The 25,516-nt window shown below is 59.4% G+C and carries 22 protein-coding genes and 1 tRNA gene; 10 read left to right on the top strand and 13 right to left on the bottom strand.

What is annotated here, in order from left to right; translation table 11 throughout:
• Positions 1 to 2 precede the first annotated feature (2 nt).
• Together LJD29_RS08460 and LJD29_RS08455 are read left to right on the top strand one after the other, a co-directional pair.
• A complete protein-coding gene (locus tag LJD29_RS08460) occupies positions 3 to 1,850 on the top strand; it encodes a putative bifunctional diguanylate cyclase/phosphodiesterase (protein ID WP_446745320.1) in 1,848 nt (615 codons plus the stop codon).
• Positions 1,851 to 1,892: 42 nt separating this feature from the next.
• A complete protein-coding gene (locus LJD29_RS08455) occupies positions 1,893 to 2,555 on the top strand; it encodes a carbohydrate-binding family 9-like protein (protein WP_446745319.1) in 663 nt (220 codons plus the stop codon).
• A 38-nt stretch (positions 2,556 to 2,593) separates the two neighbouring features.
• Here the strand turns inward: LJD29_RS08455 and LJD29_RS08450 are convergent.
• Positions 2,594 to 2,669, bottom strand: a tRNA-Ile gene (locus LJD29_RS08450).
• Positions 2,670 to 2,706: 37 nt separating this feature from the next.
• Positions 2,707 to 3,351 (bottom strand): thiamine phosphate synthase, encoded by a 645-nt coding sequence (locus LJD29_RS08445; protein ID WP_446745318.1) that lies wholly within the window; start codon positions 3,349 to 3,351, stop codon positions 2,707 to 2,709.
• A 188-nt stretch (positions 3,352 to 3,539) separates the two neighbouring features.
• Here LJD29_RS08445 and sthA point away from each other — a divergent pair, with 188 nt between their 5' ends.
• The gene (sthA, locus tag LJD29_RS08440) at positions 3,540 to 4,931 is read left to right on the top strand and encodes a Si-specific NAD(P)(+) transhydrogenase (protein ID WP_446745317.1); all 1,392 of its coding nucleotides are present in this window, start codon (positions 3,540 to 3,542) and stop codon (positions 4,929 to 4,931) included.
• Between the two features lie 32 nt (positions 4,932 to 4,963).
• Positions 4,964 to 5,881, top strand: a complete 918-nt coding sequence (locus tag LJD29_RS08435) for an ROK family protein (protein WP_446745316.1) — start codon at positions 4,964 to 4,966, stop codon at positions 5,879 to 5,881.
• Positions 5,882 to 5,999: 118 nt separating this feature from the next.
• On the opposite strand, the gene LJD29_RS08430 is transcribed toward LJD29_RS08435, so the two are convergent.
• Positions 6,000 to 7,364, bottom strand: a complete 1,365-nt coding sequence (locus LJD29_RS08430) for an RDD family protein (RefSeq protein ID WP_446745315.1) — start codon at positions 7,362 to 7,364, stop codon at positions 6,000 to 6,002.
• 271 nt (positions 7,365 to 7,635) lie between these two features.
• Between LJD29_RS08430 and LJD29_RS08425 the strand changes: the two genes are divergently transcribed.
• The 5 genes from LJD29_RS08425 to LJD29_RS08405 all read left to right on the top strand — a co-directional run bounded on the left by LJD29_RS08425 (position 7,636) and on the right by LJD29_RS08405 (position 14,649).
• Positions 7,636 to 10,134 carry an LPS-assembly protein LptD gene (locus LJD29_RS08425; protein WP_446745314.1) on the top strand — a complete coding sequence of 833 codons (2,499 nt, stop codon included), beginning with the start codon at positions 7,636 to 7,638 and terminating at the stop codon, positions 10,132 to 10,134.
• Positions 10,135 to 10,280: 146 nt separating this feature from the next.
• Positions 10,281 to 11,321 (top strand): NAD(P)-dependent alcohol dehydrogenase, encoded by a 1,041-nt coding sequence (locus tag LJD29_RS08420; protein ID WP_446745313.1) that lies wholly within the window; start codon positions 10,281 to 10,283, stop codon positions 11,319 to 11,321.
• A gap of 92 nt (positions 11,322 to 11,413) precedes the next feature.
• Positions 11,414 to 12,388, top strand: a complete 975-nt coding sequence (locus LJD29_RS08415) for a DsbA family protein (protein WP_446745312.1) — start codon at positions 11,414 to 11,416, stop codon at positions 12,386 to 12,388.
• Positions 12,389 to 12,507: 119 nt separating this feature from the next.
• Positions 12,508 to 13,629 (top strand): SurA N-terminal domain-containing protein, encoded by a 1,122-nt coding sequence (locus tag LJD29_RS08410; protein WP_446745311.1) that lies wholly within the window; start codon positions 12,508 to 12,510, stop codon positions 13,627 to 13,629.
• Between the two features lie 27 nt (positions 13,630 to 13,656).
• Positions 13,657 to 14,649 (top strand): Gfo/Idh/MocA family protein, encoded by a 993-nt coding sequence (locus LJD29_RS08405; protein ID WP_446745310.1) that lies wholly within the window; start codon positions 13,657 to 13,659, stop codon positions 14,647 to 14,649.
• Between the two features lie 85 nt (positions 14,650 to 14,734).
• Here the strand turns inward: LJD29_RS08405 and LJD29_RS08400 are convergent, their stop codons facing one another.
• The 10 genes from LJD29_RS08400 to LJD29_RS08355 form a co-directional block, all read right to left on the bottom strand.
• Positions 14,735 to 15,553: a tetratricopeptide repeat protein gene (locus LJD29_RS08400; RefSeq protein ID WP_446745309.1), complete on the bottom strand. Its 819-nt coding sequence runs from the start codon at positions 15,551 to 15,553 to the stop codon at positions 14,735 to 14,737.
• A 198-nt stretch (positions 15,554 to 15,751) separates the two neighbouring features.
• Positions 15,752 to 16,186 carry an ExbD/TolR family protein gene (locus LJD29_RS08395; RefSeq protein WP_446745308.1) on the bottom strand — a complete coding sequence of 145 codons (435 nt, stop codon included), beginning with the start codon at positions 16,184 to 16,186 and terminating at the stop codon, positions 15,752 to 15,754.
• Between the two features lie 49 nt (positions 16,187 to 16,235).
• Positions 16,236 to 16,679 (bottom strand): ExbD/TolR family protein, encoded by a 444-nt coding sequence (locus LJD29_RS08390; RefSeq protein WP_446745307.1) that lies wholly within the window; start codon positions 16,677 to 16,679, stop codon positions 16,236 to 16,238.
• Between the two features lie 122 nt (positions 16,680 to 16,801).
• Positions 16,802 to 17,548: a MotA/TolQ/ExbB proton channel family protein gene (locus tag LJD29_RS08385; RefSeq protein ID WP_446745306.1), complete on the bottom strand. Its 747-nt coding sequence runs from the start codon at positions 17,546 to 17,548 to the stop codon at positions 16,802 to 16,804.
• Positions 17,549 to 17,644: 96 nt separating this feature from the next.
• The gene (locus tag LJD29_RS08380) at positions 17,645 to 18,373 is read right to left on the bottom strand and encodes an energy transducer TonB (protein WP_446745305.1); all 729 of its coding nucleotides are present in this window, start codon (positions 18,371 to 18,373) and stop codon (positions 17,645 to 17,647) included.
• A 318-nt stretch (positions 18,374 to 18,691) separates the two neighbouring features.
• Positions 18,692 to 19,672 carry a protein translocase subunit SecF gene (gene secF / locus LJD29_RS08375; protein WP_446745304.1) on the bottom strand — a complete coding sequence of 327 codons (981 nt, stop codon included), beginning with the start codon at positions 19,670 to 19,672 and terminating at the stop codon, positions 18,692 to 18,694.
• Between the two features lie 37 nt (positions 19,673 to 19,709).
• Positions 19,710 to 21,323, bottom strand: a complete 1,614-nt coding sequence (gene secD / locus LJD29_RS08370) for a protein translocase subunit SecD (protein WP_446745303.1) — start codon at positions 21,321 to 21,323, stop codon at positions 19,710 to 19,712.
• 21 nt (positions 21,324 to 21,344) lie between these two features.
• Positions 21,345 to 21,644, bottom strand: a complete 300-nt coding sequence (gene yajC / locus LJD29_RS08365; RefSeq protein ID WP_446745302.1) for a preprotein translocase subunit YajC — start codon at positions 21,642 to 21,644, stop codon at positions 21,345 to 21,347.
• 476 nt (positions 21,645 to 22,120) lie between these two features.
• On the bottom strand, positions 22,121 to 23,236 hold the full coding sequence (tgt, locus tag LJD29_RS08360; RefSeq protein WP_446745301.1) for a tRNA guanosine(34) transglycosylase Tgt: 1,116 nt from the start codon (positions 23,234 to 23,236) through the stop codon (positions 22,121 to 22,123).
• A 272-nt stretch (positions 23,237 to 23,508) separates the two neighbouring features.
• Positions 23,509 to 23,940, bottom strand: a complete 432-nt coding sequence (locus LJD29_RS08355) for a peptidase inhibitor family I36 protein (protein ID WP_446745300.1) — start codon at positions 23,938 to 23,940, stop codon at positions 23,509 to 23,511.
• Positions 23,941 to 24,211: 271 nt separating this feature from the next.
• Here LJD29_RS08355 and LJD29_RS08350 point away from each other — a divergent pair, with 271 nt between their 5' ends.
• Positions 24,212 to 25,294 (top strand): hypothetical protein, encoded by a 1,083-nt coding sequence (locus tag LJD29_RS08350; RefSeq protein ID WP_446745299.1) that lies wholly within the window; start codon positions 24,212 to 24,214, stop codon positions 25,292 to 25,294.
• The last annotated feature ends 222 nt before the right edge of the window (positions 25,295 to 25,516 follow it).

Genomic DNA, 25,516 nt, shown 5'->3' with positions numbered 1-25,516 from the left:
TTATGGCGCAGATGCATCCGAGAGCCTGGCAAGGCCAGTCAGGACTGCGCTCTGCGCCCGATATACGGCAAGCGGCGCATGCCGTCCCCAACGCTTCTACTCTCGAAGATATCCTCCATGAACTTCGCGTCCGTGAGATTGAACTGGAGATTCAGAACGAAGAGCTTCGTCGCGTCCAGCTAACGCTCGAAGAGTCCCGTGACCGCTATCTCGACTTATACGAGTTTGCTCCGGCTGGGTATCTCACTCTTGACGAGAAAGGTATCATCCAGGAGATCAACTTAGCTGGCGCAGCCTTACTGGGGTGTGAACGTAGCAGGCTGCTCCGGCGATCGTTGTGCAAGTTTATCGCCCCTGACGACGGAGACCGCTACCATCAGGCCCTGAGCCGGGCGCTGAAACGCACCGAGCAGAACAGTATTGCTCTAAAGCTAAACAGGCCGGGCGATTCCGCATTTCACGTTCAGATGAATTGCGTACGCGTGATCGCCAGCGATGGGTCCGTGACGGTTCGCGTTACGCTTATCGATATCAACGAGAGCAAGCGCGCGGAAGCCGAGGTTGAGAACCTCGCCTTCTACGATTCGTTGACCCAGCTGCCGAACCGGAGACTCCTCATGGAACGCCTCCGGCAGTCCCTGGCCTCAAGCTCCAGAACAAAGCGTCATGGAGCCGTCCTTTTCATCGACCTCGATGACTTCAAAACCCTCAACGACACCCAGGGCCACGACATCGGCGACCTGCTGCTGAAAAGCGTCGGCAACCGGCTGCTGACAAGCGTACGGGAAGGTGACACCGTGGCGCGCCTGGGCGGCGATGAATTCGTCATCATGCTTCAGGATCTGAGCGAGAACCAGTTCGAAGCGGTTTCTCAGGGAAGAGCCGCTGCGGAGAAAATTCTGACCCTCCTGAAAATGCCACACCTGCTCGAGGGCCACGACTATCGAAGCAGCGGAAGCATAGGCATCAGCTTATACAGCGGAACACAAACCTCTGTTGAGGAATTGCTGAAGCACGCGGATCTCGCCCTCTATCGGGCGAAAGGGGCAGGGCGCGGTACGCTCAAGTTTTACGATCCTGAGATGCAGGCTGCGGTGACAGCCCGCGCCGTGCTTGAAAGCGACCTGCGCCGCGGCCTGGAGGGAAGACAGTTCGTTCTTCGCTATCAGCGGCAGGTGAACGGCAAAGGACAGATGGTTGGAGCGGAAGCGCTGGTCCGCTGGGAACACCCCATTCGCGGCCTGCTTCTTCCGGAGGAGTTCATTCCCCTCACCCAGGAGAAGGGGCTGATAGGGCTGCTAGGTCAGTGGATTCTCGAAACAGCCTGCGCACAGCTCGTAGCCTGGAGCTCCGAACCCGCGACTGCGCACCTGACCGTTTCGATCAACGTCAGCGCGCAGGAATTCTTCCATCCGGAATTCGTCAGACAGACTCTCGCCACCATCGATCGTATCGGCGCTGATCCCCGAAAACTCATGCTGGAGGTCACCGAATCTGTGGTGCTCGAACACATGGAAGAGGCTCTCGTGAAGATTCGCGACCTGAAACTCCGTGGCGTAAGTTTCGCACTCGATGACTTCGGCACCGGATACTCCTCACTCACTTATCTCAAACGCTTGTCTTTCGATCACCTCAAGATCGATCGCTCTCTTGTTCGCGATGTGCTGAAGGACCCGATAGACCAGTCAATTGCACGAATCGTTATCGCTCTCGGTCATAGCCTCGGATTGCAAATCACGGTTGAGGGCATTGAAACAGTCGAACAGAGAGACTTCTTTGCACTGGACGGCTGCCAGTGTTTCCAGGGCTTTCTCTTTGGCCACCCGGCTCCCGTCGAATCGCTGCTGTAACGGCTCTCGCAAAGACCGGCGGCTGCGTCAAAATAAACTGACATGAACTTTTCACCTGACCGCGTTGCGTACGCCGCCTGCGTTACGACTGACATCTCTCCGCAACTCGACCCCAAAGCCGATTTCTGGCGGAATGCTGTGCCGGTTCATCTGCGGCACGACGCTCACGGGAATGCAGTTACGGGCAACGACACTGAGGTCCGCATGGCGTGGACCGACGACGCCCTGCATCTTCTTTTCCTCTGCCAGTACGAGCAATTACATCTGCGTGAGGGCGAACCGCGCATCGATGCGCCCACTGATGAACTCTGGCTGAACGATGTCGCCGAAATTTTCATCGCCGCGGGTGCGAGTACTCCGCTACGTTACATGGAATTCGAAGTCTCCCCTCGCGGAGAGTGGATCGCGCTTGAGATCGAGACGAGGAGTCCCGGCCAACCGGTCGGCCGGCCGCTGCATGCAGAAGCGCACTTTGCCGCGTCGATCGACCCAGCAGGGAAAACATGGCTGAGCACGATGCGCATCCCTTTTTCGGCCTTCGATTGCGCACAACCCGCTCCCGGCATGGGGTTCCGCATGAACCTGTTTATCAGCCAGGGAACAAAGCCCGTGCAACTGGCATGGCAACCAACCAGGCACGCAAGCTTCCACGTACCGGACGCCTTCGGCCTGCTTATCCTCTCAAAGCAGCAGCAAGAAGGATAGCCACCAAGTCCAAACCGTCGGATGTCAAAAAAGGAAGCTGGTGGGCCCAGAGGGATTTGAACCCCCAACCAAGGGATTATGAGTCCCCTGCTCTAACCGTTGAGCTATAGGCCCCGTGTGTGCGGCGTAGCCGCTGGATGGCTCTTTTATCTTAACGGCTTTTCGATTCGCTGCCTGGTTCGAGTTTGTTTTGAGGCATGTCCAGGAAGAGGCGAATTCCGGCGATACCTGTGGCTCCGGCCTTGATGCATTGGAGAGCGTTTGCCCAGGTCACGCCTCCGAGGGCAAAAACTGGTGTGGTTTCGGCCGCCCGGCAGACTTTATGCAGCTCTTCGATCCCCGTGCCGGACAGGGCATTTCCACCGGACAAGCGCTTTTCGAACACAGGCGCAAAGAGCAGCAGCGAACAGGATCTCAATCGCTCCACCTCTTCGAGGCTGTGGCAGGCCGCGCTGACGATGGGGTCGCACCTCGATGCGCGAAAAAGATCCCGCACCTGTTCTGCCGCCCCCGGCGTGGAGCTGCCTGGCAGATGCACGCCGTCGCAGCCGGACTCCAGCGCGATCTGCGCAGGTCCGTTGAGCATGATGTGGGCCTGCTCCCCGGTCTCCCTCACTGCCTGCACGATGCGGGCCGCCAGGGGAAGCAATGCGGCAGGCTCCAGGTCTTTTTCGCGAATCTGCAGATAATTGACGCCCCGATGAGCCCACGCTGTCGCCAGGCTCACGAGTGCCGCCTGCCGTTCCGTCTCGTTGCCAGGCAGCATCTTACGGTCAGTGATCGCGTAAAGCAGCATTTTGTTGACTATAGACGCTCCAAACGAGAGGTAAAGGGTTCCTGGCTCATCATCCCGTCCACTCCGCTTTTTACCACCTCTTCTTCTTGGAGCGTTAAGATGTGCGAGTGGTAGCTTCAACATCAACAACCTCGTCTCGATGTCGAGAGCGAGCAAAAAACGCGCTACTTCAGCGGATGGCGGCCTAGATGTCTCATTTTGATCTTTTGGTGATCGGTTCAGGGCCCTCCGGCCAGCGGGCGGCTGTCTCGGCCGTGAAGAAAGGGAAGCGTGTCGCGCTGGTCGAGATGCGTAACGTGGTTGGCGGAGTGTGTATCAACACCGGCACCATCCCCAGCAAAACGATGCGGGAGGCCGTCCTTCACCTTTCCGGCTACAACTACCGTTCCATCTATGGCATGAACTACCGCGTGAAGGAAAAGATCACGATGTCCGATCTCGCCTTCCGTGTTCAGCATGTCATCAAGACCGAGGTGGACGTTACCGAAGCGCAGCTCTCGCGCAACGGCGTAGATGTACTGACCGGCGTTGCCAGCTTTGAGGACGAGCATCACGTCCGGGTTCTCGGCACGAGTGGCGCCACCGTGCATGAAGCCGACAAAATCGTCATCGCCGTCGGCACCAAGCCTGCCTTTACGACCAAGGTTCCCATCAACGGACGCACCATTATCAACAGCGACCAGATTCTTGACCTGCAGGCACTCCCGAAGACCATGATTGTGGTCGGCGGCGGCGTCATCGGCGTCGAGTACACCTGTATGTTCTCGGCGCTGGGCGTGCGCGTCACGCTGGTGGAAAAGCGTCCGAAGCTGCTCGAGTTTGCCGACCAGGAGATTGTGGAAGCGCTGAGCTACCACCTGCGCGACAGCCGCGTGACCATGCGCCTGAATGAAGAAGTGGAAAGTGTGGAAGAACAGGCCGACGGCACGGTGATCGCGAATCTCGAGAGCAAGAAGCGTATCTCCGGCGATGCCCTGCTCTACGCCGTGGGCCGGCAGGGAAATATCGACGAGCTGAATCTCTCGGCAGCGGGTATCGAGGCCGACTCGCGCGGGCGCATCCCGGTTGACAAGGATTTCCGCACCAAGGTGCCCCACATCTTTGCAGTGGGCGATGTCATCGGCTTCCCCAGCCTCGCTTCCGTTTCCATGGAGCAGGGCCGCATCGCCGTAGAGCGCGCCTTTGGCGAAGAAACCATACAGTCGAATCCCAGCTTCTACCCGTACGGCATCTACACCATTCCGGAAATCTCGTTCATCGGAAAGACCGAGGAGCAGCTCACGGAGGAGGACGTTCCCTACGAAGTGGGCGTGGCCTACTATCGTGAAATCGCCCGCGGCCAGATCCGTGGCGATACCACCGGCCGCCTCAAGCTGATTTTCCATCGGGAAAACCGGCAGATTCTTGGAGTTCACATCATCGGCGAAGGCGCCGCGGAGCTGGTGCATATCGGCCAGGCGGTCATGAGCCTCAACGGCACCGTGGACTACTTCATAGATACCGTGTTCAACTATCCCACGCTGGCCGAGTGCTACAAGGCCGCAGCATTCAATGGAGTGAACCGCCTCTCACGCTTTTGAAGAGGGCGGTAGAGGAGAGTGGGGCCTGTCAGATGGCAAAAACCGTTGGCGTAGTCATGACGAGCCGGATCGCAGCCGGACTTATTGAAGAAGGCAAGGTCGTAGGGGACCTGCTTTATTTCCCCGCGGAAAGTACTTCTCCGTCCCACCACGAGGGCGGGTTCGACCAGGAACTGATAGAAACGCCCTCCGATGCCATCGCCGCCGCAATTTGCGACATGATCTGCAGGCTGGTTCCCGACACAGCCTCGGTCGGCAGCGTGGGTATCGCCCTGCCAGGCATCGTTCGCGAGGGTGTCGTCGAAGACTCCCCGAACCTGCAACAGATGAAGGGCGCACGCATTCGCAGCATGATCGAGGAGCTGCTTGCCGCGCGCGGCTGCAAGGCGACCGTAACGGTCATGAACGATGCAGACGCCGAGGCGGCGGGTCTGGCGGCAACACGCGGGCAGCTGGACAAGCTGACTCGCGTCTGGACGATCGGTAACGGTATCGGCTTTGGGCGCTTCCCTTACACGGGTGGTCCCTGGGAAGGCGGCCACACGGTCGTTTCGCTCGACCCCAAGGAAAACTACTGTGCATGCGGTGGAAAAGGGCACCTGGAAGGCATTACCGGCCACCGCGCCATGCGCCTCCGCTTCCTCGACATGGAGCCGGACGAAATCTTCGCCGCTGCCCGCAAGGGCGATAAGCGCTGCCGCGACTTTGTCGAACTCTGGCATCGCGCGCTGGCGGCGGCTACCGCGACCCAGATTCATCTTGAAGGACCGGGACGCTTCTACTTCACCGGCCGGGATATTCAGCGCCTCGATCTTCCGCTGCTCAAGGAATATCTGTGGGAAAGCGTGAAGATGAGCCCCTTCCAGAGCTATACCGTTGAAGTCTATCCGCCGGACCCGACCATTTCGGTCATCGGCGCGGGAACCGTTGCACTTCATACGACTTTATAAACACTTAGGCATAAAAACGGCCACCTTCTGGGTGGCCGTTTTCTTTTCATCGCTCAAGAGATGGTCGGTTCATTGGCAGGGCACGGCGAAAGCCGCGACCTGCCCATCCATCCCCAAACTACCGGTAGCTTCTCTGGTAAGTATGCGTGATGCGGTCATGCCAGCCCAGGCGATCCTCATCGAAGAGCGTCCAGAGAAAGCCAAGCCCCAAAGGCAGTGCCGAAAACAGCAGGCCGCCGATCCGCCACTGCATGCTGCGGCGGGTAGGATTTTCGTCATCGAAGGTGCAGAGCGCGATCTTGGCGTAGCGCATGCCCGGCGTCCCCTCCGCGTAGGTGAAGAAGAGCCACTGGTACAGCACGAAGAAGCCGACAAGTACGGCTCCGGCTGCCGCCATGGCAACCTTGCCCATCGGCGGATGCGCGGTGCAGGCGACAAAAACCAGCACAAACAGCAGGAACGCAACCATTACCAGGGCAAAATCCACGATGGCCGCCATGAGGCGATCTTCCATCGGGGCAATATGAAGCGGCGGCGTATCGAGCAGCGAATGGCTGCGGCTCGAGAGCCGCTGCTCGGGTTCTGCATGCGGCGGAACGGACGCCTCCGGCACACTCTGGGCACGGCGGCCGGATGGTGCGCTGGATTTACGGGTCAGCCTCTCGGATGCAGCTTCCTGCTGAGCTGGCGGATGTGCATCGAGGCGAATCGAGTGCCACTCCGGGGCATTCCCGTGAGCTTCCTTATCTGAGGAGATCGGTTCGCGGGAGATGCTGTCCGGCTCGACCTCAAAGATGCGGAGCTGCGAATCCTCGCTCTCCTCGCGCAGAGGTCCTTCTGCGTGGCGCGGACGCGCCTTGCGCGTGGCGACCAGCTCGCGGGGAAACTCGATGATGCGCACAGGCAGGGGCTGCGCGGGTGCTACGACCGTATCTTCAAAGACATCCGTATATTCGGCAGCCGCGCGCGAGTTTGCCTGCGCCGACTGGCGCGACGGAGCTGCAGGGCGCTGCTCAGGCAGCGAATCCGGATGCACCCGATACTGGACGCGCTCCGGCTCAGGGTCACGGCGCTGCGGCTCGACAGCGGCAATAGCGATGGCCTCCCGTTGCTCCTCAAGGCGCTGTTCCTCTTCGCGGCGCGCCCGCAGGGCTTCGTTCATGGCCTGGGCTGCGGCCTCATGCGCCTGGCGCGCTGCTTCTGCTGCCGCGGCGGCGGCCTCCGCTGCGCGCGCGGCCTCGGCGGCCAGCATTTCACTGTAGGTCGGCGCCTTGGAGTAACGCTCGGCAACACGAGCGGCGACCTTGGCGGCGTGGCCCGTCTCAGGGCGGCGGCCGCTTTCCATGCCCGGCAACTGCTGCTGGTTCTCGCCGTTGCCGGTCCTGCGGCTGCGATGCGCCGACAGGCGGGCATTGATCTCCTGTTTCCAGGCTGGGGACGCCGTCTCCATTTCTAAAGCAGCGCTCTGTTGTGGATTGCTCAACGGATTCCCTCGTTTTCTTTAAGTTTCATGGCCATGGGTTGTCGAGGCGATCGAAACGATCCCTGGCGCAGGCGACCGGACGCAGCCTTCGATACGCCGGCACAGTCGTCATCCGCGAGGATGACGGGAAGCTTGCAGCCGGGCGCGTATCTGTCGGCCATTGGGATCACTCCAATGCTGGCGAGAGAACGATTTGTCGAACCAGAGCAGCGACACTCTCACACTTTCGGAATCCATCCTCAAGCTTTGTTATGCTTAGGATGTCCCTGCGATGAGAGCCCGCACTTTTTTGTTTATCACGCTGTATCTGCTCTGTCATCCGCAGCTTTGGACGCAGACGTTAACGAAGCAGCTTCCCCCTGCCTCGGACACAGCGCAGACAGCGCCCTCAGCTCCGGCCGACCTTCCCGACGACCCCAGCAGCGACAGCACGATTCCTGAAGCGCACATCGTACCACCGCCGCCGCAGGGCACGCCTGTAAAAATCGAAGCCGACACCCAGACCTATGCCAAGACCACGGCCGGCGGCCTGTACATCCTGAACGGCCACGTCGTCATTCATTACAAGACCTACGTCATATCGGCCGACCACGCGAACTTCAACCAGGAGACCGGGGACGTGGAGGCCAAGGGCAATCTTCACATCGACGGCGGACCCGACGACGCCCACCTGGTCGCCAGCCACGGCACCATGAATCTCGAAGCGCACCGGGCGGACGTTTTTGACGTAAACGGCACGCTCGGCCTCGAAAGACGGCCGCACAGCAAGACGGTCTTCACCTCGGCCAGCCCGTTCACGCTTTCGGGCAAGGAGCTGATCCAGAACGGACAGCAGAACTACCACATCATCGACGGAACGATGACCTCCTGCAGCCTGCCCAACCCCGACTGGCAGCTCATCGCTCACAATTTCTTTTTGAACAACGGAGTGGCACGCGGCAAGAACAGCGTCTTCGATCTGCTGGGCTTTCCCCTGATTTATCTGCCCTACGTGACGCACCCCGTCGGCGAGGACACGCGCACCTCCGGCCTGCTGATTCCGATCACCGGCAGCGATTCCACCAAGGGCATCATCATCGGCGAAGAAATCTATTTCGTCCTTGGCCGCAGTGCGGACATGACGATCGGAGCGGAATATTTCTCCAGCCGTGGATTCTCGCCGATGGCCGCCTTCCGCTACAAGGGCCGCGATCAGGACTTCTTTACCGCACGTTTTCACGCGCTGCTCGACCGGCTGCCCGGTACGGAGAACCAGGGCGGTGTCGACATCCTCGCAGACGGACGGCATGACCTTGATCCGGAGACGCGCGTTGTCGCGGATGTCGAATATCTGAGCTCCTACACCTATCGCCAGGCTTTTGAAGAAAACTACGCGACCGCCATCAACTCCGAAGTAAAGTCGCAGGCCTTCTGGGCTCATTCGCACAACGGACTGACCGAAGGCGTCAGCTTCAATCGCTACCAGAGCTTCGAGGCCAACTCCACCTCGTCAACGGGCGAAGAAGAGATTCGCATCAACCATCTGCCCATTCTTGAGTTCGACACGGTCGACAAGATGCTCGATGGAACTCCGCTCATGTGGGGCATGGACTCGACCGCTTCCGGGCTCTCGCGTTCAGAGCCGGGCTTTGAGACTTCCCGCATCGTTCCCCGCCTCGACATCGCGCCGCACGTAGCCCTGCCGGTGCATTTTGGTGGCTGGACGCTGCGCCCGGTCGTCGGCCTCCGCGATACCTTCTACGGCAAGAGCCAGAACCCTGCTCCGCTTGGCGAACTACCCGACGAGCGCGATGCCACGCTCAACCGCAAGGACTTCGAGGGCTCGGTCGATCTGCGGCCGCCGGCGCTCGAACGCGACTTCTCCGCGCCATGGCTGATGCACCTGCTCGGCGGCGATGTACGCCACACCATCGAGCCGGACGTGGAATATCGCTACGTCACCGGCATCGACAACTTCAAGTCGGTGCTACGCTTCGATGACGCCGACGTGGCCAGCGACACCAGCGAGCTGACCTACTCGCTGACCCAGCGGCTCTTTTTACGGCATGTGCATCCACACCCCTGCAAGGGCGACGAAGCGCTCGGGCCGGAAGATCTGTGCGGCGGCGGAACAGTGGACTGGCTCACCTGGCAGGTCGGCCAGAAATACTACTTCAAGCCCGACTTCGGCGGAGCCATCACCAACCGCACCCGTAACGTGCTGGACTCGACACTCGACCTGACCGGCGTAGCCTTCCTGGAGCGCCCGCGAGATTACTCGCCGGTCATCTCGCGGCTGCGTTGGTCGACGACTTCCAACACCGATCTCGAGTGGGACGTGGACTACGACACCAAGACCGGCCGCCTCGATTCGAGCAACGTGTTCGCCACCTATCACCACGGCGACTACAACTTCTCGATGGGCGACGCTCACCAGCACGCGCTCGATGGGGCTACGGCCGCCACAACGCCCGGCTCCACGACGCCGGGCTCTGCGACCAGCCCGGCCACCGAGATCGACTTCAACCAGCTGCGCTTCTCCGCAGTCTATGGAGGCCCGACAAAACTCGGACCCAGCCTGGGAACGAGTGTCGGCTACGACTTCACACTCAGCCAGACCCAGTACGCGCAGATGCAGGCTTCGTATAACTGGGACTGTTGCGGTATCAGCTTCGAGCTGCGCCACTATTCGCTGGGCAGCGTCCGCAACGACACCGAAAAGCTCTACAGCATCACGCTGGCAAATGTCGGCTCAGCCGGCAGCCTGAAGCGCGCACTTCGCGTCTTTTAACAGGATTTTTTAGAAGCTGGCTTCGGGCATTCCATTCAAAATGGAAGTGCTGAATCCCGAAAGCGGTCGGACCAATCCAATTCTTGCCGCTTTTTGTCCGCTCGCTATCATCGACGTATTCCTTCACCCCTGGAGAACTCAAGCTTATGATCGCCACTAAAGGCTATGCCGCCCAGAATGCCACCACCGATCCCGCTCTCTGGTCCTTCGAACACCGCGAGCCGGGTCCGAACGACATCCTGATCGATATTCATTTCTGCGGCATCTGTCACTCCGATATCCACCAGGCACGCAATGAGTGGGGCAATGCGCTCTACCCAATGGTTCCGGGCCACGAGATCGTGGGCACCGTCGCGCGCGTGGGCTCGGCCGTCACGAAGTTCAAGGTTGGCGACAAGGCCGGCGTCGGCTGCATGGTGGATTCGTGCCGCGTTTGCCCCTCCTGCAAGGCGGGAGAAGAACAGTATTGCGACAAGGGCGCGACCGTCTGGACCTACAACTCGAAGACCGACGCCGGACTCACCTTCGGCGGCTACTCCGACAAGATTGTTCTCGATGAATCCTTCGCGCTGCATATTCCTGACAATCTGAATCTGGCGGCGACCGCCCCGCTGCTCTGCGCCGGCATCACCACTTACTCGCCTCTGCGTCACTTCGGTGCTGGCGAGGGCAAGAGGATCGGCATCGTCGGACTTGGCGGCCTCGGCCACATGGCGCTCAAGTTCTCGCATGCCTTCGGCGCACACACCGTTCAGTTCACCACCTCGGCCTCGAAGATCGAAGACGCAAAGAAGCTTGGAGCCGATGAGGTCATCCTGACGAAGGAAGCCGGATGGGACGCAAACCTGGGACGCACCTTCGACTTCGTCCTCGATTGCGTTTCGGCTCCGCACGACATCACGCCCTACCTCGGCCTGCTGAAGCGCGACGCCGTGTACTGCTCGGTTGGCATTCCGGAGACTCCGATCCAGGTTGCCGCATTTGCCGTCGCCATGGGACGCAAGCACGTAACCGGCTCAGCCATCGGCGGCATCAAGGAAACGCAGGAGATGCTGGACTTCTGCGGCAAGCACAACATCGTGTCCGACATTGAAATGACCACCTTCGATAAGCTCTCCGAAGCATGGGTACGCGTCGTGAAGGCAGATGTAAAGTATCGCTTCGTGCTCGACACCAAATCGCTCTAACAATATCGACACGCCGCGAGCCATCTTCACCCGCTCGCGGCGTGTCGCGGTTTCAAAATGAGATAATCGGAACCATCCGAAAGGTGGTTTGTTTGTCGCGTATCCGATTCTCTTTGGTCTTCCTGCTGGCCATCGCTACCGCAGGTTGCAAAGCTCAGACGACGCCGTCGCTTGCCGTCGACAAGAGCACCAGCCGTAAGATCGACGTCCTCGTTCGCTCCAAGCTGGGCGTCCCTTCCGAATACCTCATCTCGGTCGGGCCGCGTACTCCGAGCAATGTGAATGGCTTCGACACGGTCTTCATCACCTTCATGCTGCCCGGTCACCCGGAGCACTCGCAGTCGTTGCCATTTCTCCTGTCGAAAGACGGCAACCAGCTCGCGCGGCTGACGCAATGGGATATCTCGAAAGATCCAGCCAGCCTCATTCCAGCAGAAGGCCGGCCGGTGCGCGGCAATGCCAGTGCGAAGGTCACGATCGTCAACTTTGACGACCTCGAGTGCCCTTACTGCGCGAAGATGCATGCCGAGCTCTTTCCGGAAACGCTGGAGCACTATAAAGGTCTGATTAAAATTGTTTACCGCGACCTTCCGCTCGTAGAGATTCATCCCTGGGCCATGCACGCGGCTGTGAATGCAAACTGCCTTGCCGCACAGAGTGACACCGCCTACTGGAGCTACGTCGACTACCTGCACACGCACGGCGAAGACATCACCGGGCCGGACCGCGACCTGAAGAAATCCTCCGACACGCTCGACAAGCTGGCGCGCCAGCAGGGCGTGACCAGCCAGCTCGATGCAGCGAAGCTCGATGCCTGCGTCACAAAGCAGGATGAAACATCTGTGCGCGCAGAGATGAAGATCGCGGAGGGCCTGGGCATCGAGCAGACACCCACGCTTTACATTAACGGTGAACAGCTCGCCGGCGCGCTGCCGCCAGCCGATCTGTGGTCGGTGATCGATCGCGCTCTCGAGGCTGAAGGAATCACTCCGCCGCCAAACGAATACAACAAACCGGCAGCTCCGGCGCAGAAGCCGGCAGCGCAGCCCACACCAGGCAATCATTAGAACCGAGGCATTTTGCAGGAAGCGCCGAGGGAATTATGCTTAAGAAGGTGGCCTTTCCGTCTAGGACGGGCCAACCGGGCGTCCGCTGTAGTGGCGCACGTCCCTCCAGGAGATTACTGTTGCAATTCTCAATGAACGCAGCCGGCATTTTTTCCCCTCGCTCAAATCGTAAGTCAGGATTCTTTCCCGTAAAGACCGCAGCTTCGCTCATCCTGTCGGCGGCATGCGTCGCCGGTATAGCGGGCTGCCAGCGTGGGCATAGCCCGGATACAGTTGCAACGGTCAATGGCAAGCCCATCCTGCGTTCCGAGGTGGAGGCAGGCTACGAGGACGCTCTCGGCCAGTCCAACCAGCACCCATCGCAGGAGCAGGCCGACATGATCCGGCTCACCGTGGTGCGCAATCTCATCGACGAAGAGATCCTGATGCAGCGTGCCGCCAAGCTGAATCTGACTGCGACCGACGAGGAAGTGCAGAGCAAGATCAATGAGTTCAAGGCGCCCTTCACCCAGGAAGAGTTCGACAAGCGGCTGAAGGATCGCCATCTCACGCTGGACGATCTGAAGCGCGAGGTTCGCCGCAGCAAGACGGAAGAGAAGCTCTTCAACAAAGAGATCAATTCCAAGATCAACGTTACCGACACCAACATCACGGCTTACTACAACGAGCACAAGTCGGAATTCAACCTGATCGAACCGCAGTACCATCTGGCGCAGATCGTGGTCACGTCGGTTCCCATGCCTGCGCAGCAGGTGGGCAACCTGCAGAACAGCAAGGCCACAAACGACGCCGAGGCCAAGAAGAAGATCGAGACCATTCACAACCGCATCGAGAGTGGCGAAGACTTCGGCATGCTGGCCGCAAACCTCTCCGAGCGCCCCGATAATGCGCAGAGCGGCGGCGACATGGGCTTCATCAGCGAATCGCAGCTCCACGGCGATCCCGATGCCTATAACGCCATCAGCAAGCTGAAGCCCGGCCAGGTAACGGACGTGATGCCTCAGTTCCAGAACACGCCGGCTGGCAGGAGGGCGATCGGCTACGTGATCTACAAGCTGATCGACAAGCAGGCGGCAGGCCAGCGCGAACTGAACGATCCGCGCGTACAGCAGGCGATCCGCCAGCAGCTGCGCGATGCCCGCTCACAGCTTTTGAAGAACGCCTACATCGAAATGCTTCGCGACCAGTCACGCGTCGAGAACTTCTTCGCTGAAGAGGTCTTCAAGAAGAGCGGACAGTAAACTTCCACGCACCAACCGGGAGGCAGCATGACGCGGTACGGCATTCTTGGCTTTGGGAATCACGCGGCCAAACGCCTCAGCAAGGGCTTTCACGAAGCGGAAAACTCGAAGCTGGCCGGGCTGTGGAGGCGCGACCAGCAGAAGGCCCAGGAGAACGCGAAAGCCTACTCCATCCCCCACATCTTTGAAACACCGGAGGCGCTCTGCTCCTCGCCCGAGATCGACGCCATATTTGTCGTCTCGCCCGATGCGCTGCACCTTCCGCACGTCCTGCTTGCTGCGAAGCACGGTAAGGCCGTGCTCTGCGAGAAGCCTCTCGCCATGAACGTAGCCGAGGTCGAGCAGATGCTCGCCGCCACCAAGGCCGCCGGCGTGAAGTTTGGCGTCGCCCAGAACATGCGTTACAACCGCAGCCTCCAGCTTGCACGCGAGTGGATCGCTGAAGGCAAAATCGGCAACCCGCTGCTCAGCCACTCCCAGTTTGTCTACAACGCGGAGACCAGCCCACGCGGGTGGATCTACGATCCGGGCATGGCGCGCGGTGGACCGATCGGTGACGTGGGTATTCATTGTCTCGATGCGCTTCGCTTCGCCCTGGGCACCGATATCACCGCTGTAAGTACGCTCGCACATGGCGACGAACTATCCGGCGAGGTGGAGTCGTACGCAGCCATCAGCGTTGCCTTCGCCTCAGGTTCGATGGGCGCCGTCACCGTCACGACGCGGGGAAGCTACCGCAGCCTCGTGGAAGTGGTCGGACAACGGGGCGTGATCGTATGCGAGAACGGCATGACCGTTGACCATCCTGTGGAGGTTGTATTGCGCCGCGGTAAGGATGTGATCGAGAGCGTTACAGTCTCGAACGAAGATGCCTACGGGCGCATGCTGGACGGTTTCTCCGCATGGGTCGAAGGCGGAGCGCCCTACCTTGCGACGGGAGAAGACGGGCTGCACAATCAACGTGTGCTCGATGCTGCCTATGCCAGCTGGCAGGACGGACGGAAACAGGAAATCGCCTGAGTTTTCGCATTCGTCACAATCGGGAAGACAAATAGAAAAGCCCCGGCATTAGCCGGGGCTTTTCCATTCTTCAGATCGGTGACGCTTACTTCATCACCACGCCGTTGACCTGGCTGTTCTTCTTTTCTTCGTTTGCCTTGCGGGTGTTCATGGCCTTTTCACGCCACTCGTCCACCTGGGCCATATCTGCCTTGCGCGCATCATCGTTTCCGCACTCAAGGTCAGCTTTGCGGCGATAGGTGAGCTGCAGGTAAGCCATGGCATCGTCGTAGTTCGGACGAATCTCCACTGCCTTGTGAAGGTACTGAAGCCCTTCGTCGACAAGCGGACCATTCTTGGTGATCAGATCCTGGCAGGCCTTCTTGGGCATCTTCACGTTGCCTTGGCCGTCGTCCTGCATGCCCACATCCTTCAGGGCTTGGACGGCCTGGCGGTACGCCAGACGCCAGTCGATGCTTCCGATCGTGTAGGCAGCCTCGGCATCCTGCGGGTCGGCATCGAGAACCTTCTTCTGCCATGTCTTCGCGTCATCGTACTTACCGATGTTGAAGTACAGGCTGGCGATGTTCTTCATGCTGTTGACGTCCTTGGGATCCTCGTTGAGAACCTGCTGGAAGCCGTCCATCGCAAGCTTGGCGTTCTTGAGGTTGTCAGGAGTCTGCAGATCGGGAACAACCATGTTCGCGTAGGCCGTTGCCAGATAAGATTTCGCCATCGGCAGAGTTGGATCGTCGTTCACTGCCTGCTGAAAGTGATTGATGGCTTCTTCATACTTGGCGCTCTTATACGCCTGCACGCCCTTGTTCAGCTGGTCGCGGGCCCTGAGCTTCTGGCATCCGGTCATCAGGACGAGCAACGAGATGGTTGCGGTAGCCATCACCGGAAAACGTACAAATCGATTCATTACTTTATCTCGTCTCCTTCGATGATCAGGCAGGCCCTGATCATTGGGATGCTTCAAGGTCGCGGGTGGGGAAATTTGCCCCGCGCAGTGATTGTAATTCGTCAGAGCGATTCTGCAAGTGCCGCCTCGTTCAGGCGGCTCGTCACATAAGTGAATCCTGCAGGAAAGGCTGAGACGAAACGAGACAGCAAAGCGGACCTACTGGCCCGCTTCGATCTTCGGCGTGATCAAGCCAACGTGATCGACACCCACTGCATGAGCAATGTCGACAACCTCGGCAATTGTAGAGAAGTTCAGGTTTGGATCACCCTTCACGAACATCACCTTCTCGTTGGCGCCGCGGGTTGCAAAGATGCCATCGAGCCGGGTGCGCAGCTGGTTGAACTGAACGTCATCCTGGTTGATCTTGTAGGTCGGTACGGCACCGCCAGCGATCGTGACCACGATGGTGCGATCATTCGGCTGTTCCTGCTGCGGGTTCTTGGGCGGCTGCGGCACCAGGGCCTCAAGACCCTTGGGGGTAACCGGCACGATCACCATGAAAATGATCAGCAGCACCAGCAGCACGTCGATCAGCGGAGTAACATTGATGTCCGAGTTGATTCCACCCGAACTGCCGCTTCCCATTGCCATAAGTCAAATCCTCACTTCCCAGGATTGAAGTCCCTGAGTCAGTACCTAATTATTCACCCGTAGGAGGCGGGGTGTTCGTCTTGTTCTCGGTGAGCAGGCCGATCTCGTCTACGCCAGCGGTACGGACAGCGTCGATGGCATCCATCACGGTGCCGTAGTGTGCGCGGGCATCCGAACGGAAATACACCATCTTGGTGGTCTTGTTTGTCAGCAGGTCCGAGGTCTTGGCGCCGAGATCCGAGATGTTCGTCTGGTCCTGGCCAAGATAAACCTTGCTGTCGCGCGTGATGGCCACGGTCACGGCATCTTCCTTGCTGGCGTCATCCATGGCGACCGCGTTTTCTGTCGTCGCGAGCGTCACGTTGACCTTGTTTTCCAGCATCGGCGTGATGACCATGAAGATAATCAGCAGCACCAGCATCACGTCCACCATGGGAGTGACGTTGATATTGGAATTTACTTTCTTGCCTTCGTCTCTTTTAACGATTGCCATTTCTTTAACCCCGCCGATTCGGCTTCCTTCTGATCAAGTTCTGCGCGGAGTGCGCCATCCCGGGGCAGGTTCGCACCTGCCCCATTTCCTGGCGTGATTCTCGCGGAGAGAGCGGTCGACTCTTAGCGGCGGCTGCTCTGCTTGATGAAGTAGTCGATCAACTCGCTCGAGGAGTTGTCCATTTCCACGTCGAAGGCTTCGACCTTGTTCGTGAAGTAGTTGAAGGTCATAACGGCCGGGATAGCGACCAGCAGACCGAAAGCCGTGGTTACCAGGGCTTCCGAGATACCGCCGGCGACTGCGCCGATACCAGGGGTCTTCTGGGTTGCGATTTCCTGGAAGGCCTTAAGAATACCGGCAACCGTTCCGAACAGTCCGACGAACGGAGCAGTCGAACCGATGGTGGCCAGACCGCCGAGGCCGCGCTTCAGCTTGGCATGCACGATGGCTTCAGAACGCTCGAGGGCGCGCTTGGAGGATTCGATCTGCTCGGCCGTTACCGCGCCGCCCGAACCGAAGTTGCGGAACTCCTGCAGGCCAGCAGTAACGACTTCCGCCAGGTGCGACTTCTTGTTACGGTCAGCAACCTTGATCGCTTCGTCCAGCTTGCCTTCCTTGAGGGCGCCGGCAACGCGGGGAGCGAACTCACGCGACTGCTTGCGGGCTGCGCTGAAGTAGAGGTAGCGGTCGATGATCACAGCCAGCGACCAGATCGACATGATGAAGAGCACGATCACGACGCCACGGGCCAGCCAGCCCATGTTTCCCCAAAGATCCATGGGGCTGAAACCTACCGACTGCTGTTCCTGAAACAGGAAGCCCAAAGACGCCGGGTTTGCAACAAGTTGTGTGAAATGAGCGAGAATCACTGAATCTTTCCTCCTAGGGAGTTCCTACTTAAATTCGTAATGCCAACGACTGCCTCCGCAGACTGCACGGCTGACCGTGCAGTCTTAGACGGATAATCAGCCACCGAGGGTGAAGATGACGTTAACCTGAGTCTCAACCTCAACCGGCTCGCCATTGAGCAAGTAGGGCTTGTAACGCCAGGATTTCACGGCTTCCAGCGCGGATGCCTGAAGCATCGGCGGTCCGCTCAGAACGCGAAGGTTTTCGATGGTGCCAGTCTTGGAAATGGTGGCCTGGAGAACGACCGTTCCCTGAATACGGGCAGCCTTTGCAATCGCCGGGTATGTCGGTGTGGAACCGCTCAACTTATTACCGGCGATGACACCGGCCGACACGGCAATCTTCTTCGGAGCTGCAGCCTTCACGACCGGGGCAGGACCACTGCCGATGCCGCCAAGGATGCCGCCCATGACACCGCCGGCGCTACCGCCAGCCATGCCGTCCATACCTGCTACACCCGCACTCGGCGGAGGCTGATCCTCGGCCTTGTCCATCTTGATCTGCTTCGGAATCGTCGTAGGAGCGGTGAAGGCGTTCTGCATCTGAACCACCTTGACCACGTGCACGGGCTGAGCCGGCGGCGGTGGAGGCGGCGGAGGTGGAGGTGGCGGAGGCGCGACCAATAGGGTGGTCATTGCTGCCTTTGGCAGTGCCTCAGGATAGATCAATGGAATCAGGATCAGCGCAGCTACGATCGAGCCATTGAGCAGCACACCCACAAAGGTGAAGTACTTGCTCTTTGTCTTGATCCTGCCGCCGGACTCCATGAGAGCGTCTTCAAACATGGCCTACCTCGGACGTTCGATTACACGAAACGTTGTTAACAGCTATAGACACCACGACTGCCCTGGTTTGTTCCCGGTTTCTGGCAGAATTTTGTGATTTTTATTTCAGACCCGCGTAAGACAAAAAACTCGAGTTCTTCCTTCTATCACAATCTGCTTTTCTTTGGGAACTTATCAGGCCGAAACCCGGAGTCCGCTGGATAGCCCGTTGAAGGAAATGGCCGTTCAGCACATTTCCGCATACAGAAACCATAAGAGCCGGAACATCCATCACAGGTTGTCCCGGCTCTTGAAAGATACTTCGATTCGGTTGCTTTTTTACGCTTTGGAACGCTTTGCCGCAGGCAATATCGCGGCCTTGCCGCGCTTCGCGCGCCAGTCCTGGTAGGCAACCAGCATCGGCGCCGCTACCGCGATCGACGAATAGGTTCCGATCAGGATACCGATCACCAGCGCGAAGGAGAAGCCGCGCAGCACCTCGCCACCGAACAGGTACAACGAAAGCGCGGTGAGGAAGGTCAGGCCCGACGTGAGCACGGTTCGGCTCAGCGTCTGGTTGATGCTACGGTTGACCGTATCGGCCAGCGGCTCGCGCCGCGACAGCCGCAGGTTCTCGCGGATACGGTCGAAGACGACGATGGTGTCGTTCATCGAGTAACCGATCAGCGTCAGGATGGCTGCGATGACCGTCAGTGAAACCTCGCGATCCATCAACGAAAACGCCCCGACAGTAATCAGCGTGTCATGGAAAACCGCCACCACGGCGGCCACACCGTAGATCAGCTCGAAGCGGAACCAGAGGTAGATCAGCATGCCGGCCAGCGAGTAGAGCGTCGCCAGCAGCGCCTGCTTGCGAAGCTGCGCACCCACCTGCGGCCCGACCACTTCCACGCTGCGGATGGTGAAGCCCGGATTGCCTGGCGTGCCCTCTACCGAAGGCGAGTAGTTCTGCGCCAGCGTATTAGTGATCGTAGCCCGGCCCTGGTCGAGCGCCGTTTCATTGTTGGTCGAGCTCGCCGGAAGCGTAATCATCACTTCCTTGTCAGCAGCCTGACCGTATGTCTGGATGCGGGCGTCCTTGATGCCGGCCTTATCGGCGGCCGCACGGATGCGATCGAGGTTCGGGGCCTGGTCAAACTGGACGCGAACCACCGTGCCGCCCTTGAAGTCGACATCCAGGGGCAGGTGGTGCCAGAAGAGCAGCGACAGCACGCCGGCCACGCTGAAAATGAGCGAGAATCCGAGGAAGTACCACTTCTTCCCCAGCCAATCGACCTTTACTTCACGAAACAGTTCCACAGTAACTTTCCTTTTTCAGCGGTCGCTTTAGACAGCTTTAGATCGACAGCGCGGCACCGCGCGGCTTGCGGCTCAGGTTGAAGTCAAAGATCACGCGCGAAACAAAGACCGCCGTAAACAGGTTCGCCAGCAGTCCGAAGGTCAGCGTGACGGCAAACCCCTTGACCGGACCGGTGCCGAAGATGAACAGGATAGCGGCCGAGACGATGGTCGTGACGTGCGTATCGATGATGGTCGTCCAGGCGTGCGCAAAGCCCTGGTCAACTGCCGCCGCGGGAGACTTGCCCGAATGCAGCTCTTCGCGAATGCGCTCGAAGATCAGCACGTTCGAATCGACGCCCATACCGACCGTCAAGATCACACCGGCAATACCGGGCAGCGTGAGCGTGGAACCGAAGTAGCCCATGAAGCCGAGCAGGATCACCAGGTTCAGGAACAGCGCGAGATCCGCGTTGATGCCGGCGCCCTTGTAATAGACCAGCATGAAGATCATGACGGCGACCATGCCGACCACCGAGGCCATTACACCCTGGTGAATCGAATCCGCGCCCAGCGTTGCGCCAACCGTGCTCTCCTGCAGGTAGTGCAGCGAGGCAGGCAGCGAACCGGTGTTGAGCAGCATGGAGAGATCGTTCGCCTGCTGGGCGGACATGCCGCCGCCGATGTTGCCCTGATCGCGAATCTGGTCGCGGATGACCGCAACTTCACGAATCTTGTTGTCGAGAACCACGGCCAGGCTCTTGCCCTTGTTCGCGCCTGTGAACTCGGCAAAGTGGTCGCCGGCCACGGTCGTCAGGTAGAAGTCGACTTCGGGCTCGTTCGTGTTGGGATTCTGGCTGACGCGCGCACTGCGCAGGTCGGTACCGCCAACTTCCGCTGCGCGCTTGATGACGTAGTATTCCGTCGCGCCGCTGCGGGCAACGCCTGCGGCGGTCGACACCACTTCCGCGTCAAACGGGATCGTGCCGCCCGACTGCTGGATAGCATCCTGCTCGCTCGTGTAAGGGCCGCCATTTACGGCATGGATCTCGAGACGGGCAGTCGACTGGATGACGTCCTTCACGCGGGCCGGGTCGCTCACGCCGGGCAGCTCAACGAGGATCTGGTAGCTGCCGAGGTTGTACGGCTGCACCACCGGCTCGGAGACACCGAGCTGGTCGACACGGGTGCGGATGACCTCGATCGCCTGATCGACCGCGCGCTGCTTCATGTCGCTGACGGCGCTGGGCTTCAGGGTCAGCGTCCAGGCGCCATTCGCGCCCGATGAGATGTCGTAGGTCGCTCCATATTTATTGTTGAGCTCGGTGCGGATGTCGCCCACCTTATCGGCGGGGGCGCCGGAGATCTGGATGGTCTCAGGGTGCGCGGGGTCCGGCTTGTCGACCGAACCGACCTGGATACCGGCCTGCTGCAGATCCGTCTGGATATGGGCGGCGTCGCTGTCGGTCGAAATGCCGACGGCTTCGTCGACCATGACCTGCAGGATCAGGTGCGTTCCGCCCTTGAGATCGAGACCCAGGTTAATGCGGTTAAGAATGGCGTTCTTCAGCGCCGTTCCACTGAGGCCATGAGGAATGCCGAAGATTCCAAAGATGAAAACAATGAGGACGGCGAAAATCAGGATGACTTTATTGGTGAGATTCTTGCTCATGGGCTTCGTCTGCGGAGAACGCTACTTTGCTGCCTCGTCCGTGGTTACCGAGGCGATCGCGCTTTTGATCACTTCGAGCTTGATGTTGTCCGGAGCCACGCGAAGCTGAATCGCGTCGTCCTTGATCGTAAGAATGGTGCCGCGAATGCCGCCGGTAGTCGTGACCTTATCGCCCGGCTTCAGATTGTTCAGCATGGACTGCCACTGCTGCTGGCGTTTCTGGTTGGGGCGGATCATCAGGAGATAGAAAACGCCAATAATCAGGACGAACGGCAGGAATTGAACCACGCCTTGAGGAAGGGCAGCGGCCAGAAGGTTCATTTGCGTCAACACACAATCCTTTTCGGCGGGCGGATTTCTGCATCCAGCATACGCCGTTCAAAATCAGAACTTTTCAGTCAGGAAAGCTCCCGGCCTGTAGGAAATCCCTGCCGCCGGAGCTGTAAACAGCGTCTGTCGCTTCCTTCGTGGTTCCCGGTCACTGGCCCGCAAACCCGCCGGAGAAAGACACACGTCTACCCCGAATGGCCGCAGGAGCTACCAGTTACCTAGCATCGCTGAGCAGTATGCCGGTGTCAAGGAAGAACGGGGCGCGGAAGAGCACGGACATTAAAAGGCAGGGGATCCTGTCGAGCGTTCCAGGGCCGGCGCGAAATCCTAATATGGAACATCGTCCTAATCGACACCCACCGTCTTGACGATCGTACATACAATGGCGGCTCGAGAAGCGCTGGTTTCGACAAGGAAATCTTCCAGCTCGTGATGAAGTTCGGGATGCGCGAAAGCGCGGCCCGTGGCTAATCACGGACCGCGGTTTTTGCGGCCTCGATCTCTTTACGTACCTTCGCCATCGTATCCAGATAAAAGGTCAGGTTGTGCAGGGTGTTCAGCACCGCGGACAGCGGCTCTTCCGCCACTTTTAAATGACGCAGGTACGCACGGGTGTAGCGGCGGCAGACCATGCAGCCGCAGTTCGGGTCGGGAGGGTTCTGGTCCTCGGCGTACTGGCGATTCTTGATGGTCATGCGGCCTTCGGAAGTAAACAGCAGGCCGTGACGCGCGGCCCGGGTAGGCAGCACGCAATCCATCATGTCCACGCCCATCTTTGCGTACTCGACGATCTCATCGGGATAGCCGACACCCATCACGTAGCGCGGCTTGTCCTTGGGCAGATAAGGCAATGTCTCCGCGATCACCTCGCGGGTGAACTCGCGAGGCTCGCCCACGCTGAGGCCTCCGATGGCGTAGCCGGGGAAGTCCATTTCAACCAGCCGCTCGGCTGCTTCGCGCCGGAGGTCCTTATACATGCCGCCCTGCACGATGCCGAAGAGGTTCGGAGTCTGCCCGGCAAACTCCTCACCCCATGGCCGTTCATGCTTGTGAGCATCGAAGTGCGCCTTGCTCCGTGCCGCCCAGCGCAATGTCAGATCAAGCGATGTGCGGGCGCGGCTGTACTCCGCCGGATACTCGGTGCACTCGTCAAATGCCATGGCGATGTCGGAGCCGAGGGCGATCTGCACATCCATGGAATGCTCGGGCGAGAAGAAGTGCTTCGAGCCATCGAGGTGCGAGCGGAAGGTCACGCCGTCTTCGGTCAGCTTGCGCAGGTGACTCAGGCTGAAGACCTGGTATCCGCCGGAGTCAGTCAAAATGGCCCGTGGCCAGCTCATGAACCGGTGCAGTCCGCCCATACGGCGGATAGCCTCATGCCCGGGACGCAGGTACAGGTGATAGGTGTTGCCGAGAATGATCCGCGCATCCAGCTCCTCGAGCATGTGCTGCGGAATGGCCTTGACCGACGCAACTGTACCAACCGGCATGAAGACCGGCGTTTCAACAGCGGCATGCGGAAGCGTCATGGTAGCGCGGCGCGCTAAACCATCTACGTGATGAACCTGGAAGTCGAGAGACACTCCCTCGATTCTAGCCGGTCGGAATTTGCGGCTCCATCAAGGAAGGCTGATTCACCACGGAGAGCACAGAGAACACAGAGGCATCATCGCTTGAGCGAGAATGTACGCACCAGTAAGAACTCCTCCGTGCTCTCTTTGTCCTCTGTGGTGAAAAGTCTTTCACCCTGGACAAGTGGGCATTCACCGCAAAGACGCCAAAACGCGAAGAACGCAAAGAGCCTTGCGGCTTTTCTTGGCGCCCTTCGCGGCTTTGCGGTGAGTCGTTCTCAGGTTTAACGAATCGAGATCGAAGACACCCGGTTGTTCCAGGTGTGTCCCCCGCGGAACGGCAACTGGCGAAGATCGGCCACATCGCCTGGGACCATCGTGCTGCCACCCCGGAAGTTGCGGTCGTTGAAGATGCGCACGCGCGCTCCGCCAAAGACACGAATCGAGGAGATGTTGTCTCCGAAGTTGCCGGGCAGAGCGGGCAGCCGGTCACCGGCACGCACGCAGAAGTGATTTCCCCGGAAAGGCGCTGTGGTGTAGAAGCACGCACCCGCACGTGGGTCGGGGCGGCGGTTCCACGAAGGATCCCAGCGATTGTTCTGCGGGCCATAAGCCCAGGGATCCTGCCCTGGCGGCGGCCCTGGCGGCGGATAGGGCCGCTGGGCAACGGCGGTAACGGCGAAGATCATGGCGAGAAAAGTTGCGAGTCGCTTCATACGTGGGATTCTCCTGTGGGCATTGTATGCAGACAGCACTTCGCTAAAACCGAAGTCATCATAGGAGGGCGCTGACTGCATGTCCAGCCCTGACCGGGTGATGACCCGTTCAAAGGCGAACAGCGCTGTGCATGATCGAACACATCAATCCATCTCAGCCGTGAGGTCAAATCCAGCGATTTGCACCGTGATCAGGCACTTACCGCTTTACCCCTCAACGGCAGCCATATTGCTTCTCAATGGGCGCGCCGGTTCCGGCGACACAGGAGGAATGATGAAAATTCATCATCGGAAATTCCTTGCCGAAGCGTTTCCTGCACGGCCGAAACACCGGCTCGCGCTCACTCTTTCTTTCCTGATCGCCCTGGCCTCGGCACTCTCAGGCCACTGCCAGGCGCCGGCCAACCCGGCCCCGAAGAGCTTTTCGCTCGCCGATGCCGCCGGCCTCTCCGTTACAGGAGGCAACGCCGAGCCGGTTGAATACCTCGGCCGCAAGGCTGTCCGCCTCACCTCGCAGGGCGACGGAGACATCTACGCGTACGTAAAAGGCTCCGAACTCCAGGACGGCGTGATCGAAGCCGATGTCGCGGTCAGGATCACCACGCCTCCGGGTGTCCGCATGCCCGGTTTTACCGGTTTCGCCTTTCGCGCCCGCCCCGACGGCTCTCAATACGACATGTTCTATTTCCGGCCGAAAAACGCCCAGTCCGACGATCAGGCCATGCGCAACCACGCGGTTCAATACGTGGCCAGGCCCGGCTACGACTGGTATCCCCTTCGCCGCCAGTGGCCGTGGGTCTACGAGTCGTGGGCCGACATCAAACCGGAAACGTGGACGCACGTGAAGATCGAACTTCATGGACGTGATGCGAAGCTCTACATGAACGGATCGGAGTCTCCCAGCCTCGTGATCGACGGACTCAAGGGCGAAAACCTGCAGGGCGGCGTAGCGCTCTGGGGTTATCCCGGCGAGGAGTCATACTTCGCCAATCTCCAGGTCACGCCCTCAAACCCGCTTCCGGTCAAGAACGGCGGCGAGGTCGCCGGAACATGGCATGTAGCATTCGCAAGCGATTACGGACGCTTCGAAGGCGACATGAATCTCCATCGCGATGGCGGAATGGTCACCGGAACATGGAACGGAGCTTTCGGAAAAGATCTCGCCGTCACCGGCACGTGGCGCGACGGCTACGTCGAGTTGTCCTTTCCGGCAGATTGGCAGGATCGGGGAGCCGCCCCTGTCGCCGCGAGGGCGCGCCTCGCCGGCTGGATAGACGACGACAAAGCAGCCGGCCGCATGACAGTGGAAGGACGCGCAGACGGCCAGTGGTCCGCCGTCCGGCAGAAAAACTAAAGCTTCAGGACGATTTTCACGGGCTGAGCCGCGAGGTTTTAGGCTGGTTTTTTCGTGGGCGATTTTTAACTTTGGCCAGCGCTGTTCATCCCATTTTCTTTGAAAAATCAAAACACTTTGAAGCAAAGGCGTCGACGCAATTTTGTATTTCCCTACAATTTCCCACATCTATCGCCTGCGTTAGATCCCCCAGATTCAACTCTTACCCTAATGATTTCAACT

The organism is Silvibacterium acidisoli, assembly GCA_022870745.1.
GTDB lineage: Bacteria > Acidobacteriota > Terriglobia > Terriglobales > Acidobacteriaceae > Silvibacterium.
Note: the sequence above shows the minus strand (reverse complement) of the source record. Positions and strands in the feature narration are given on the sequence as shown.

Coding starts and splice junctions, on each gene's coding strand:
- LJD29_RS08460 (WP_446745320.1), top strand. CDS start 3: ATGGCGCAGATGCATCCGAGAGCCTGGCAAGGCCAGTCAGGACTGCGC.
- LJD29_RS08455 (WP_446745319.1), top strand. CDS start 1,893: ATGAACTTTTCACCTGACCGCGTTGCGTACGCCGCCTGCGTTACGACT.
- LJD29_RS08445 (WP_446745318.1), bottom strand. CDS start 3,351: ATGCTGCTTTACGCGATCACTGACCGTAAGATGCTGCCTGGCAACGAG.
- sthA (WP_446745317.1), top strand. CDS start 3,540: ATGTCTCATTTTGATCTTTTGGTGATCGGTTCAGGGCCCTCCGGCCAG.
- LJD29_RS08435 (WP_446745316.1), top strand. CDS start 4,964: ATGGCAAAAACCGTTGGCGTAGTCATGACGAGCCGGATCGCAGCCGGA.
- LJD29_RS08425 (WP_446745314.1), top strand. CDS start 7,636: ATGAGAGCCCGCACTTTTTTGTTTATCACGCTGTATCTGCTCTGTCAT.
- LJD29_RS08420 (WP_446745313.1), top strand. CDS start 10,281: ATGATCGCCACTAAAGGCTATGCCGCCCAGAATGCCACCACCGATCCC.
- LJD29_RS08405 (WP_446745310.1), top strand. CDS start 13,657: ATGACGCGGTACGGCATTCTTGGCTTTGGGAATCACGCGGCCAAACGC.
- LJD29_RS08400 (WP_446745309.1), bottom strand. CDS start 15,553: ATGAATCGATTTGTACGTTTTCCGGTGATGGCTACCGCAACCATCTCG.
- LJD29_RS08395 (WP_446745308.1), bottom strand. CDS start 16,186: ATGGCAATGGGAAGCGGCAGTTCGGGTGGAATCAACTCGGACATCAAT.
- LJD29_RS08390 (WP_446745307.1), bottom strand. CDS start 16,679: ATGGCAATCGTTAAAAGAGACGAAGGCAAGAAAGTAAATTCCAATATC.
- LJD29_RS08380 (WP_446745305.1), bottom strand. CDS start 18,373: ATGTTTGAAGACGCTCTCATGGAGTCCGGCGGCAGGATCAAGACAAAG.
- secD (WP_446745303.1), bottom strand. CDS start 21,323: ATGAGCAAGAATCTCACCAATAAAGTCATCCTGATTTTCGCCGTCCTC.
- yajC (WP_446745302.1), bottom strand. CDS start 21,644: ATGAACCTTCTGGCCGCTGCCCTTCCTCAAGGCGTGGTTCAATTCCTG.
- LJD29_RS08355 (WP_446745300.1), bottom strand. CDS start 23,940: ATGAAGCGACTCGCAACTTTTCTCGCCATGATCTTCGCCGTTACCGCC.
- LJD29_RS08350 (WP_446745299.1), top strand. CDS start 24,212: ATGATGAAAATTCATCATCGGAAATTCCTTGCCGAAGCGTTTCCTGCA.